The 12,609-nt window shown below is 69.0% G+C and carries 8 protein-coding genes; all 8 read right to left on the reverse strand.

All coding sequences use genetic code 11. The features are described 5' to 3' along the window. Positions 1-87 precede the first annotated feature (87 nt). A complete protein-coding gene (locus BM360_RS05620; RefSeq protein WP_093312027.1) occupies positions 88-771 on the reverse strand; it encodes a response regulator in 684 nt (227 codons plus the stop codon). Continuing rightward, complete coding sequence (locus tag BM360_RS05625; RefSeq protein WP_093312030.1) at positions 771-3,443, reverse strand: sensor histidine kinase; 2,673 nt, start codon at positions 3,441-3,443, stop codon at positions 771-773. Before BM360_RS05625 ends, BM360_RS05620 begins: the two co-directional genes overlap by 1 nt. Then, a complete protein-coding gene (gene kdpC, locus BM360_RS05630) occupies positions 3,440-4,012 on the reverse strand; it encodes a potassium-transporting ATPase subunit KdpC (protein WP_093312033.1) in 573 nt (190 codons plus the stop codon). Before kdpC ends, BM360_RS05625 begins: the two co-directional genes overlap by 4 nt. Before the next feature lie 11 nt (positions 4,013-4,023). Beyond that, positions 4,024-6,048: a potassium-transporting ATPase subunit KdpB gene (kdpB, locus tag BM360_RS05635; protein ID WP_093312036.1), complete on the reverse strand. Its 2,025-nt coding sequence runs from the start codon at positions 6,046-6,048 to the stop codon at positions 4,024-4,026. Between the two features lie 14 nt (positions 6,049-6,062). Next, the gene (gene kdpA / locus BM360_RS05640; RefSeq protein WP_093312039.1) at positions 6,063-7,766 is read right to left on the reverse strand and encodes a potassium-transporting ATPase subunit KdpA; all 1,704 of its coding nucleotides are present in this window, start codon (positions 7,764-7,766) and stop codon (positions 6,063-6,065) included. A 13-nt stretch (positions 7,767-7,779) separates the two neighbouring features. Then, complete coding sequence (kdpF, locus tag BM360_RS05645; RefSeq protein ID WP_093312042.1) at positions 7,780-7,869, reverse strand: K(+)-transporting ATPase subunit F; 90 nt, start codon at positions 7,867-7,869, stop codon at positions 7,780-7,782. Positions 7,870-8,103: 234 nt separating this feature from the next. Beyond that, positions 8,104-11,685 carry an ABC transporter permease/M1 family aminopeptidase gene (locus BM360_RS05650; RefSeq protein WP_093312045.1) on the reverse strand — a complete coding sequence of 1,194 codons (3,582 nt, stop codon included), beginning with the start codon at positions 11,683-11,685 and terminating at the stop codon, positions 8,104-8,106. An 11-nt stretch (positions 11,686-11,696) separates the two neighbouring features. Beyond that, positions 11,697-12,575, reverse strand: coding sequence for an ABC transporter ATP-binding protein (locus BM360_RS05655; RefSeq protein WP_093312049.1), 879 nt, complete (start codon positions 12,573-12,575; stop codon positions 11,697-11,699). Between the last annotated feature and the right edge of the window lie 34 nt (positions 12,576-12,609).

Below are 12,609 nucleotides of genomic sequence, written 5' to 3' on the forward strand. Positions count from 1 at the left end.
TCCGATGTGGCCGTTCAGCTATCCCGCGCGACATAGGGCTTCGAGAGCGAAGCGGCGGCTTGGCATATAGCGGGCGTAGTGGGCGGATCAGTCCGCCAGCAGGCGATAGCCGACACCCAGCTCGTTCGCGATCAGGCTGCCGACCGGCTGCGGCGCCTCCAGCTTCTGGCGGAGGTTGCGCACCACGATGCGGAGATATTCGATGCGCGCATCGGCATCCCCCGCCCAGGCCTGCGCCATGATGCGATCATGCGTGACGACGCGGCCGGCCGCGCGGGCGAGGATGGCGAGCACGTCATGCTCCTTGCGGGTCAGATGCACCTCCTCGGCGCCGCGCGTCACCAGCCGCCGGTCGAGATCGATCGTCACCGGCCCGGCATGGACGGGCTTGGGCGGCGCACCCGCGCCGGTGCGGTGGCGGAGCGCGACGCGCAGGCGGGCGAGCAATTCCTCGCTGTCGAACGGCTTGGTGACATAATCGTCCGCGCCGAGATCGAGCGCGGCGACCTTCTCCTCCGTCGCATCGCGGGCGGAGACGACGAGGATGGCGGGCGCCCCCTCGCGCCGGATCAGCGGGATCAATTCCAGCCCGTCGCGGTCGGGCAGGCCGAGGTCGATCAGCGCGGCATCCGGCTGGTCGGCGGCGGCGCGGATCAGCGCATCGCGCCCGTTCACCGCTTCGGACACGGCATAGCCCGCCCGCTCGAGCGTGGCGCGGAGCAGGCGGCGGATGGACAGTTCGTCATCGACGACGAGGATACGGGCCGGCATCAGACGCTCTCCCCTTCCCCGCCGCCGCGGACGATCAGCGCGGCGGGGAAGACGAGCGTGAAGCAGGCGCCGGCCACGTCGGTGCGGTTGGCCGCCTCCACGCTCAGGTCCATCGCCTCGGCGAACGCCTTGACGATGGCGAGGCCGAGGCCGGTGCCGCCGGCCGCGCGGTCGGACCCTTCCAGCCGGCGAAACGTCTCGAACACCTGCCGCTCCCGTCCCGGTGGCAGGCCGGGGCCGCTATCCAGGACGGACAGGCGCAGCTCCCCATGCATGTGGCGGCCGCGGACGATCACCTCGCTGTCGGGATCGGCGTAGCGCCCGGCATTGTCCAGCAGGTTGAGCAGGATGTGGTGGAGCAGCTGCGGATCGACGCGCACCAGCGGCAGATCGGGCGGTACGTCGAGCAGCACGGCATGGCCGGTGAGCGCGGCGCGCGCGTCGTGCGCGGCGCCGGTGACGGCATCGGACAGATCGGTCGCCTCCACCTTCAGGCGCAGCGCCCCCGCCTCCACCCGCGCCATATCGAGCAGGTTGGCGACGAAGCGGTTGAGCCGCCGCGCTTCCACCCGGATCGTATCGACCAGCGCGGGATCGGCCCCGGCATCGAGCGCATCGGCGGCGGCGAGCACGGCGGTGAGCGGGGTGCGCAGATCGTGGCTGACGGACGAGAGCAACGCCGCGCGCAAGCGGTCGCGCGTACGCACCGCATCGAGATCGCGCATCTCGCCCTCCAGTCGCAGCCGCTCGAGCACGAGCGCGGCCTGATCGGCGAGGCTCATCAGCAGCGGCAGGCGGTCGGCCCGCACCGGATCGCCGCCATCGTCGCGCGCGAGGGCGAGGACGGCGAGCGTCCGCTCCCCCGCCTTCAGTGGCTGGAACAGCCATTCGGAGGCGGCGAGCGTGCCCGAGCCGCGGCCGGCGGGCGTGCCCGTATCCCACGCCCAGCGTGCGGCGGCGAGATCGACCGTCTCCAGCCGGTGGCCGGGGGCGCTGGCGGCCAGCACGGCGACGCCCTCCCCCTCCCCGCCCGCGATCAGCAGCGCCTGCGCGTCGAACAGGCGGGCAATCTCCTCGCAGATGCGCGCACGCACCTGGTCGGCATCGTTGAGGCCGGTCAGGTCCCGCAGGAAGCCGGCGAGCGCGGCGTTGGTCCGCGCACCCGCGGCGGCCAGATCGGCCTGCGCGCGGACGCGGGCGTTGAGCTGGCTGGTCGCCACCGCGACGCCCAGCAGCACGAGCAGCGAGATGATATTCTCGGGATTGCTGACGGTCAGCGTGCCGGTCGGCGGCAGGAAGAAGAAATTGTAGGCGAGGCTGGCGGCAAGGCCGGCGAAGATGCCGGTGCGCAACCCGTACAGCGTGGCCGCCGCCATCACCGGTAGCAGGTAAAGCAGCGCCACGTTGCCGATGTCGAGAATGTGGATGAGCCCGCGGCCGAAGGCGGTGACGGCAAGGATCAGCCCGGTGGCGACGGCATAGCCGGCCGGCGCACCCCATCCGCGCGAGCGGGCGCGCGCTCCGCCGCGTGCGGGGGGCGGCCCTTCCTCGAACGGCAGGACGTGGACGGCGACGCCCGGCATTCCGCGGACCAGCCGATCGACCACCGAACCATGGCGCAGCTCGAACAGGCGCGAGCGGCGGGACTTGCCGAGGATCAGCTGCGTCGCGCGCGCGTCGGCGACGAACGCGGTGATCCCCTCCGTCACGTTCGCCGCAGGCACCGTCGCCACCGCACCGCCGAGACTGGTGGCGAGCGTCATGGCGGCCGCGACGCGGCGATGCTCCGCCTCGCCAAATCCGAGCACACGCGGTGTCTCGATGAACAGGGCGGTCCATGGCGCGCGCAGGGCATCCGCGATCCGCTTGGCCGCGCGGACAAGGCCATCGGTGCCCGGCAGCTCGCCAATGGCGACGACGATCCGCTCGGATGCCGCCCAGGTGCCGCCGACACCCAGCGCCCGGACATGCTCCAGCATCTGCGCATCCACCGCCTGCGCGGCGCGGCGCAGCGCAAGCTCGCGGAGCGCCGACAGGTTGGGCTTGGAGAAGAAATGGGCGAGCGCCCGCGTCGCCTCCGCCGGCAGGTAGACCTTGCCCGCCTTCAGCCGCTCGATCAACTCGTCCGGCGGCAGATCGACCAGCTCGATCTCCGCCATGTCGAGGATGCGATCCGGCACCGTCTCCCGCACGCGGACGCGCGTGAACGAGGCGACGACGTCGTTCAGGCTCTCGATGTGCTGGATGTTGAGCGTGGAATAGACGTCGATGCCGGCGGCGAGCAGCTCCTCCACATCCTGCCAGCGCTTGGAATGGCGGCTGCCGGGCGCATTGGTGTGCGCCAGTTCGTCCACCAGCACGAGCCGCGGGCGGCGGGCGAGAATGGTGTCGAGATCCATTTCCGCCAGCACGCGCCCCTCATAGGGCACCTGCCGCCGCGGCACGATCTCATAGGGGCGCGTCAGCGCCTCGGTCTCGACGCGGCCGTGCGTCTCGACCACGCCGATCACGACATCGACGCCGTCGCGGCGGGCCGCGGCGGCGTCGGTCAGCATCTCGAAGGTCTTGCCGACGCCGGGGGCGGCGCCGAGGAAGATCTTGAGGCGCCCTTTGCCCTCCGCGCGGGCGAGCGCGAGGAGGGCGTCGGGATCGGGGCGGTCGTCAGTCGTCATCCGGCGGGTCCTAGCCGATCGAGCGCGCGGTTTAGGGCGAGGAGGTTAACGTGCGGCTCGCCCAGCAGGGGGCGGCGGACATTCGCCTCGACCAGCGCACGGACGCGCGGCTCGGGGAGCGAGCGGACGCGGGCGATGCGCGGCACCTGATAAAAAGCCGCCTCGGGGCTGAGATCGGGATCCAGTCCCGAGGCGGAGGCCGTCACCAGATCGGGCGGAACAAGCGATCCCGGTGATGTGCGATAGGAAGCGAGATCGGCGCGGACACGCTCGGCCAGGGCAGCCGAGGTGGGGCCGAGATTGGAGCCGGACGAGGCGAGCCCGTCATAGCCCTTGCCGGCCGCCGACGGACGCGAGCGGAAGTAGCGCTCCGACACGAAAGCCTGGCCGACGACGGTCGAACCGATCACTCGACCCTGCTCGACGACGAGGCTGCCATTGGCTTGTGCCGGGAACAGCATCTGGCCGAAGCCGGTCAGCACCAGCGGATAGATGAGGCCGAGCAGCAGCGCGAACAGCAGCGCCATGACGATGGCGGAGCGGAGCGCGGCGGTAAGAGTCTTGCCCATGAACAGCTCCTTCAGGCGAGGCCGGTGGCAGCGACGGCGAGGTCGATCAGCTTGATGCCGACGAACGGTGCGACCAGCCCGCCAAGGCCGTAGATGCCGAGATTGCGCGCCAGCAGCGGCCCGGCAGGCATCGGCCGGTAGGTGACGCCCTTCAGCGCCAGCGGCACCAGCAGCGGGATGATCAGCGCATTGAAGATGATCGCCGAAAGGATCGCGCTCTGCGGCGTGGCGAGGCCCATGACGTTCAGCACGCCGAGGCCCGGATAGAGCGCCACGAACATCGCCGGGATGATCGCGAAATATTTGGCAACGTCGTTCGCAACCGAAAAGGTGGTCAGCGCGCCGCGCGTCATCAGCAGCTGCTTGCCGAGGCCCACGACCTCGATCAGCTTGGTCGGATCGCTGTCGAGATCGACCATGTTGCCGGCCTCGCGCGCCGCCTGCGTGCCGGTGTTCATCGCCACGCCGACATCGGCCTGGGCGAGTGCCGGCGCATCGTTGGTGCCGTCGCCGCACATCGCGACGAGCCGCCCGCCCTGCTGCTCCTTGCGGATCAGCGCCAGCTTGTCCTCGGGCGTCGCCTGCGCGAGGAAGTCATCGACGCCGGCCTCAGCGGCGATGGCGGCGGCCGTAAGCGGATTGTCGCCGGTGATCATCACCGTGCGGATGCCCATGCGGCGCAGTTCGGCGAACCGCTCGCGGATGCCGGCCTTGACCACGTCCTTGAGGAAGATCGCGCCGAGCAGGCGGCCATTCTGCGCCACCGCCAGCGGCGTGCCGCCGGCGCGGGCGATCTCATCGGTGACGCGGCGCAGTTCGGTGGCGGCGGCGGTCTCGCCCAGGCCCGGATGCGCGCGGAGGACGGAGTCGACTGCGCCCTTCTCCACCAGCGTTTCGCCGAAGCGCACGCCGGACAGGCGGGTCTGCGCGGTGAAGGGGATCACCTCCGCCCCCTCCGGCAGGGTATTGCGGGCGACGCCGAATGCCTCGCGGGCGAGGACGACGATGGAGCGGCCCTCGGGCGTTTCGTCGGCCAGGCTGGCGAGCAGAGCGGCGTCGGCCAGTTCGGCCGGGGTGGTGCCGGCAACGGGGCGGAACTCGCTCGCCTGCCGGTCGCCGATGGTGATCGTGCCCGTCTTGTCGAGCAGCAGCACATCGACATCGCCCGCCGCTTCCACCGCGCGGCCCGATTTCGCCAGCACGTTGAACCGCACCAGCCGGTCCATGCCGGCGATACCGATGGCGGAGAGCAAGGCCGCGATGGTGGTCGGGATCAGCGTGATGAGCAAAGCCGCCAGCATCGCGACGGGGATCGCGCCGCCCGCATAAGCGGCGAAGGCCGGCACGGTGGCGACCGCGATCAGGAAGATGATCGTCAGGCCGACGAGCAGGATGGTGAGCGCGACCTCGTTCGGCGTCTTCTGCCGCTCCGCTCCCTCGACCAGCGCGATCATGCGATCGAGAAAGCCCTGACCCGGATCGGCGGTGACGCGGACGAGGATCTCGTCGGAGAGGACGCGCGTGCCCGCGGTGACGGCGGAGCGATCGCCGCCCGCCTCGCGGATCACGGGTGCGCTCTCGCCGGTGATGGCGGCCTCGTTGACGCTGGCGACGCCCTGGATCACCTCACCGTCGGCCGGGATCAGCTCGCCCGTTTTGATGAGAACCGTGTCGCCCGAGCGCAGCTTGCTGGCGGGCACCTGCTCCTCCCCGCCGGATTTCATGCGGCGGGCGGTCAGCTCCGCCTTGGCGGCGCGCAGGGATGCCGCCTGCGCCTTGCCGCGCCCCTCCGCCAGCGCCTCGGCGAAGGTGCCGAACAGCACGGTCAGCCACAGCCAGACGACGAGCTGGAGCTTGAAGCCGGTGGCGAGGCCGTCCTGCCCGATCACCAGCAGCACGGTGAGCAGCGCCGCCACGCAGGCGGTGACGAACATGACGGGGTTGCGGATCAGCACGCGCGGATCGAGCTTGCGGACCGCCTGGCCGAGCGCGGGTGCGATCAGCGCGGGGGTGAAGAGGGATTGGGCCTGGGCCATGATGGTATCCCGGATCAGAAGGTCTGGCCGCGGATCATCGCGAGATGATCGGCGATGGGGCCGAGCGCCAGGCCCGGCAGGAAGGTGAGGCCGCCAAGGATCAGGATGATCCCGATCAGCAGGCCGACCCACAAAGGCCCGGTCGTCGGCAGCGAGCCGGGACCGGCAGGCACGCCCTTCTTCGCCGCGAGGCTGCCCGCAATGGCGAGCATCGGCACGATGATGAAGAAGCGGCCGACCCACATCGCGACGCCCAGCAGGCCGTTGTAGAAGGGCGTATTGGCGGTGAGCCCGGCAAAGGCGGAGCCGTTGTTCGCCACCGCGCTGGTGAAGGCGTAGAGGATCTCCGAAAAGCCGTGCGCCCCCTTGTTGAGCGGCCCGGCCAGACCCGCTGCCGTTACCGAGGCCAGCGCGGTGAAGCCGAGGATGACGAGCGGCAGCACCGCGATCGCCAGCACCGCCAGCTTCACCTCGCGCGCCTCAATCTTCTTGCCGACATATTCGGGCGTCCGGCCGACCATCAGCCCGGCGACGAACACGGCGAGGATGGCGAACAGCAGGAAGCCGTAGATGCCCGCCCCCACGCCGCCGATCACGACTTCGCCCAGCTGCATGTTGAACAGCGGCACCAACCCGCCGAGCGCGGTGAAGCTGTCGTGCATGGCGTTGACCGCGCCGCACGACGCCGCCGTCGTCACCACCGCGAACAAGGCGGAGGCGGCGGCACCGAAGCGGACTTCCTTGCCCTCCATGTTGGCGCCAGGAAGGCCGAGCTGGTGCAGCACCGGATTGCCTGCGGCTTCCTGCCAATAGGCGACGGTGGTGCCGGCGAGGAACAGCAGCACCATCGCCGCCAGGATCGCCCAGCCCTGCCGCCTGTCGCCCACCGCGCGGCCGAACGCCGAGGTCAGGCCGAAGCCGAGGACGAAGATGGACAGCATCTGCAGCAGGTTGGTGAAGGCGCTGGGATTCTCGAACGGGTGCGCGCTGTTGGCATTGAAGAAGCCGCCACCGTTGGTGCCGAGCATCTTGATCGCCTCCTGCGAGGCGACGGGCCCGAGCGCGAGCGTCTGCCGCGCGCCTTCCAGCGTGGTCACATCGATCGCGCCGTCCAGCGTCTGCGGCACGCCGCACGCGATCAACACGAGCGCGTAGACGATGCAGACGGGCAGCAGCAGGTAGAGCGTGATGCGCGTCGCATCCGCGTAGAAATTGCCGACCGTCTTCGTCTCCTTGCGTGCGAACCCGCGGAACATCGCGAAGGCGAGCGCGATGCCGGTTGCCGCCGACAGGAAGTTGTGGATCGTCAGGCCGAACATCTGGCTGAGGTTCGACAGGGTCGATTCACCGCCATAGCTCTGCCAGTTGGTGTTGGTGGTGAAGCTGACCGCCGTGTTGAAGGCGAGATCGGGCGACAGCCCGCCGAAGCCTTGCGGATTGAGCGGCAGCAGCGCCTGTGCGCGCAGCACGGCATAGGTCAGCACCAGCAGCGCGACGTTGAAGATGAGCATGTGGACGGCGTAGGCGCGCCAGCCCTGCTCCTTGGCCGGATCGATGCCGGCCGCGCGGTAGTAGGCGCGCTCGACGGGCCCGAGCAGCGCGTGGAGCGGGGTGCGCCGCCCTTCGTAGAGCGCGAACAACCACGCGCCGACGGGCCGCGTCAGCGCGAGCAGGATGGCGACGAAGACGAGGATCAGGATCCAGCCCTGAGCGGTCATGGCCGGGCCCCTTTCAGAAGCGTTCGGGGCGGACGAGCGCCGCCACGAGATAGGCGAGCAGCCCGAGCGCGCAGAGCGCGGCGAGCCAGAGATCGAGCGTCATGAGAGCGGTCCCCAGCGCTCAGGCGTCGTCGCACAGCCGGGCATAAGCCAGCGTCGCCGCCAGCAGCCCGGCCACCGCCGACAGCCACAAAAAGTCCTGCATCGCCTGCCCTCCCGGCTATGGTGAGGAGGCGGAGTTAGGCGGGGGCGCGGTGCGGAAACGACGGCGATTCCGGAGAACCGCATATAGCTGGCATATAGCCGCGGCCGGCACGCATGGGCGCCGGCCGGGCGCTCAGCTCACCGGCACGACATTGTCGTCCGAATTGCGGTCGATCCGCTTGTTATACGGGTCCACCCCGACGAAGGTCGGCGCGCGGGCGGTGACGAAGCGCAGCACCTGCGTGCCCGAGCGTATCGGGCGGCGCTCCATCAGCACCACGTCCTTGGCGGCGAAGCTGCCGCGGCCGGGCATGGCGGTGAACAGGCCGATATCGACCGCCTCCGCCATGGGTGCTTGCCTTTCCGCGCCCTTGCCGTCGGCATAGAGCTTCCTGGCATTCACCGTCAGCGCCACGTCGTAGCGGCCGTCGGCGCGCCTGGTCACCTTCGGCGCACCCGCCTTCAGGTCGTAGAGGGTGATGCGCTCGAACAAATCGGTGATGAGCGCCTGTTGCGCGGGCGTCGTCGCCTCTCGGCGGAACTCGGCAATCAGGTCGACCGAGCGGGGATAAGGCGCGCCCTTGAAGCGGAACCGCATGAGGAAGCGGCGGAGCGCGGCGTTGACCTTCGCCTCGCCCAGCTCGTCCTTCAGCAGATACATGACCACCGAGCCCTTGCGGTAGTGGATATATCCCTGATCCTCGACGCGGACGAGCGGCAGCTCCTCCACCCGCTCGCCGCCGCGGGCTCGGAGATAGCGGTCCAGCTCATATTTCAGGAAGCGGCGGATCTGGTCGGGGCCGTAGAGCTTCTCCATCACCATCAGCGCCGAATATTGCGCCAGCGTCTCTACCAGCATCGTGCCGCCCTGCATGTCGGCGGACACCTCCTGATGCGCCCACCATTGGTGGCCCAGTTCATGCGCGGTGACATAGGTGACGTAGTCGATCTTCTCCTTGTCGGAGAGGTCGGCGATGAAGCCGATGCTCTCCGAATAGGGCATCGTGCCGGCAAAGGCCTGTGCGAACTGCTCGTAGCCGGGGAATTCGATGATCCGCGCCTGACGGAACTGGTAGGGCGCGAAGTTCGGCTCGTAATAATCGAGCCCTGCCGCCAGCGCCGCCAGCATCCGGTCCACATTCATCGGGTGATGCGGATCGTAATAGACGACCAGATCGGTGTTTCCGTGCCGGCGATGCTTCTCCAGATAGCGGGCGGACTGCACCGAGAAGAAGGACAGGATCGGCGCCTCGGTGACGAAATGCGCGGTGCGGCGGCCGTTCGCGACCGTATCGGACACGCGATTGCCGGGTGCGATCGGCGTCTGGTCCGCATCCGTCGTCACGGTGATGTCGGCATTCACCCAGTCGGCGCGGTTGACGTAGTTGAAGCGCGTGGCAGCGACATCCTCCAGCTTGGGTGGGCGCAGCTGTGCCGGCAGCCCGTATTTTCGGCGCTTGGTCGGATCGGTCAGCAGCGCATCGCGGGTCATGCCGATCTGCGGCGCGAACTCGCTATTGTTGAGGAAGGTGCCGTTGGCGACGACGCGCCGTTCATCCCCGCTGTTGCGGAAGCCGCGTTGCGCACGCAGCGTCTCGAATCGGATCGCCGCCGTCTGCCCGGGGGCGAGCGGCGTGTCGTAACGATAGATGCGATAGCCGTAGCGCGGCCATTCGCGCAGCAGCCTGGCGCCGGGCACGTCGAGCGAGACGAGCTTCAGGTCGCGGCTGGTCAGCCGGACATGCACGTCGCGGAGCGGCGCGCCGGTGCGGTTGACGAGCGCATAGCTGCCCGTCGTCCGCATCGAGGGTGCCGAGGGCCGCAGATCGACGGCGAGTCTCACGTCGGTGACCGACGGCTGCGGCGCGGTGTGGAAGCGGTAGAGCGCCTTCTCGTAATCCGCGGCCCAGCGATCGTCATCCAGGCCGGTGCGATACTCGTTCCAGACATGCGTGTTGGTGTAGATCCACACGCCCGTGCCGACCGCCACGACGAGCGCCGCCCCGCCGATCAGGCCGGGCATGCCGCGCAGCCGCGATGGCGCGCGCGCCAGCCGGGGCCTGAGCCGCGTCTCCGTGCCGCGCCGCCACAGCACATGCGCCGCCACCAGCATGACGATCGCCAGCGCCGCATAATAGAGGCGGAACCACCAGGCACCGATCCAGAACCGGCCGAGCCCGTTCATGTCGGAGAACTGCACGCGCGGGCCGCGGCCATATTGGTAGAGATTGTCGGCAAGGCCGATGTTCGACAGCGTGATCGTGGCGATCATGTAGAGCACCATGATGCCCCAGCCGACGAACTTGTGCGGGCTGAGCGCCTGCACGAACACGGCGAGCACCGCCAGCAGCGTCCAGTCGACCGCCTCGGGCAGGATATACCAGAGGAGATATTTGCCGGGCTCGATCGCCGTCCAGCCGCGGATCAGCTGCGCCAGGATGCCGCCCACCGCGCTGATGGCGAGAGCGGAGAGCATCACCAGCACCACCGCGAGCGTCTTCGGCACGACGAAGGCCCAGTCGGGCAATGCGGTCGCGTCGATGATCTCGTGCGTCTTGCGATCGCGCTCGCGCCAAACGAGCTCGCCCGAATAATAGATGGCGACGATCATCGGGATCAGCCCGAATGCGCCGAGCAGCGTCTGGATCACCTCGCGCGTGACGGGCAGCACCTCGGTGCCGAACAGGTCGCCGGGCGAGAGCAGCGCGCCAAGCGAGTTGAACAGGCCGAGCACCATCAGGACGAGGAAGGCGGGGCTGCGCAGCACCTGCGCGAATTCCAGCCGGGTGCGGGTGACGAGCTGCGCGCGGGCGGTGGCGCGGTCGAAACGCGGCGCCGGCAGCGGTCCTGCGGCGCCCTGCGGCGGGGTCGCGTCCGCAATCTCGGCCAGCCGCTGCTTTTTCGACTGCTTCTTGCCCTTCACCCCGAAGCGGAACAGGCTGGCCGCAAGCGCCAGCGATGCCGCCGCCACACCCAGCCACAGCGCCTTGTTCCACAGGAAGATGCCCGTCAGCGGCGGCAGCAGGTTGTTCCGCTCGGTCGCCGTCCAATATTTGGTGGCGAGATCGAACGCGCCGAAACCGAGCGGTTCGACATAGGCGAGCAGCGTTTCATATTGCGGCAGGCGGCCGAGCACGCTGGTCGTCAGCCCGTAGAGGATGAGGAAGGCGACGACGCCGACATAGGTCGTCATCATCGATCGCGTGACCGTCGCCAGCATGAAGAACAGGGCCGACGTCATCAGGATGTTGGGCGCGGCGAACAGCGCGAAGGCGAAGGCATAATCGCCGAGCCGGTTTGACCCCAGCGTGTCGGGATCGACCCACGGCATCCACGAACCGACCAGGATGCCGAGCGGCACGCTGAGAAACGCCAGCAGCGCCGCGGCATAGGCACCGGTGAAGCGGCCGAAGAGATAATTGAAGCGCGTGATCCGCGTCGTCCTGACGATCGGGCCGAAACCGCTCTCGTCATCGCGGACGATCACGTTGGCGACGAAGGCGGTCGTCACGAACATGAAGAACAGGGTCCAGATCATGTGGATCTGGATGATCGCATAAGGCGCGTTCTTGTGCGTGTTGCCGCCCCCGCCGATCGAGATCTGGTCGATCGTCATCGAACCGAAGGTGAGCAGGAAGAAGATCGCCACCGTCACCCAGAAGACGGGGTTCTTCAGCTGGTAGCGAAGCTCGAAGCCCGCAATCTTGAGGAACATGGGATCGCTCCTCAGGCAGCGCGGCGCGCGGCGGCGAGCGTCGAGAAATAGACGTCCTCCAGCCCGCCCTCGGCATGGCTGAAGCCCTCGCCGGGCGACGTGTCCGACAGGACGTGGATCACCGTGCGCCCGGCGAACAGGCGGGTGGAGATGATCGTGTGGCGCGCGGCATGATCGTCCAGCTCGTGCCGGTCGATCGTCTTCTGCCACACGCGGCCGCGCGCATCGGCCATCAGCGCGACCGGCGCGCCTTCCAGCAGGATGCGCCCGCCCGCCAGCACCGCCATGCGCGGGCACAGATCCGCCACATCCTCGACGATGTGGGTGGACAGGATGACGACGACATTCTCGCCGATCTCGGCCAGCAGGTTGAGGAAGCGGTTGCGCTCCTCGGGGTCGAGGCCGGCGGTCGGCTCGTCGACGATGATCAGGCGCGGATTGCCGATCAGCGCCTGCGCGATGCCGAAGCGCTGGCGCATGCCGCCGGAGAAGCCCGCCAGCGCCTTCTTGCGCACCGCCCACAGGTTCACCTGGTTGAGCAGCGCCTCGACCACCTGGCGCCGCTCGCCCGCATGGCCGATGCCCTTCAGCACCGCCATGTGATCGAGCATGTCGTAAGCGGACACGCGCGGATAGACACCGAAATCCTGCGGCAGATAGCCGAGCGTGCGGCGGAGCGCCTCCGGGTCCGCGATCACGTTCAGCCCGTCGAAGCTGATGCTGCCCGAGGTCGGCGTCTGCAGCGTGGCGATGGTGCGCATCAGCGTCGACTTGCCCGCGCCGTTCGGCCCGAGCAGCCCGAACATGCCGCGCGGCACGTCCAGCGTCACGCCGTCCAGCGCGCGCGTGCCATTGGCGTAGACGTGCGTGAGGTCACGAATTTCGAGCATCTGGCAGTCCCCCGATCTGCCGGCAGCATGCCCA

Origin of the sequence: Sphingomonas jatrophae (assembly GCF_900113315.1) — a bacterium.
Taxonomy (GTDB): Bacteria; Pseudomonadota; Alphaproteobacteria; order Sphingomonadales; family Sphingomonadaceae; genus Sphingomonas_P; species Sphingomonas_P jatrophae.

Excerpts from the sequence above, each read along its gene's own strand:
- BM360_RS05655 (WP_093312049.1), bottom strand. The coding sequence starts at position 12,575 with ATGCTCGAAATTCGTGACCTCACGCACGTCTACGCCAATGGCACGCGC.
- BM360_RS05650 (WP_093312045.1), bottom strand. The coding sequence starts at position 11,685 with ATGTTCCTCAAGATTGCGGGCTTCGAGCTTCGCTACCAGCTGAAGAAC.
- kdpF (WP_093312042.1), bottom strand. The coding sequence starts at position 7,869 with ATGACGCTCGATCTCTGGCTCGCCGCGCTCTGCGCGCTCGGGCTGCTC.
- kdpA (WP_093312039.1), bottom strand. The coding sequence starts at position 7,766 with ATGACCGCTCAGGGCTGGATCCTGATCCTCGTCTTCGTCGCCATCCTG.
- kdpC (WP_093312033.1), bottom strand. The coding sequence starts at position 4,012 with ATGGGCAAGACTCTTACCGCCGCGCTCCGCTCCGCCATCGTCATGGCG.
- BM360_RS05625 (WP_093312030.1), bottom strand. The coding sequence starts at position 3,443 with ATGACGACTGACGACCGCCCCGATCCCGACGCCCTCCTCGCGCTCGCC.
- kdpB (WP_093312036.1), bottom strand. The coding sequence starts at position 6,048 with ATGGCCCAGGCCCAATCCCTCTTCACCCCCGCGCTGATCGCACCCGCG.
- BM360_RS05620 (WP_093312027.1), bottom strand. The coding sequence starts at position 771 with ATGCCGGCCCGTATCCTCGTCGTCGATGACGAACTGTCCATCCGCCGC.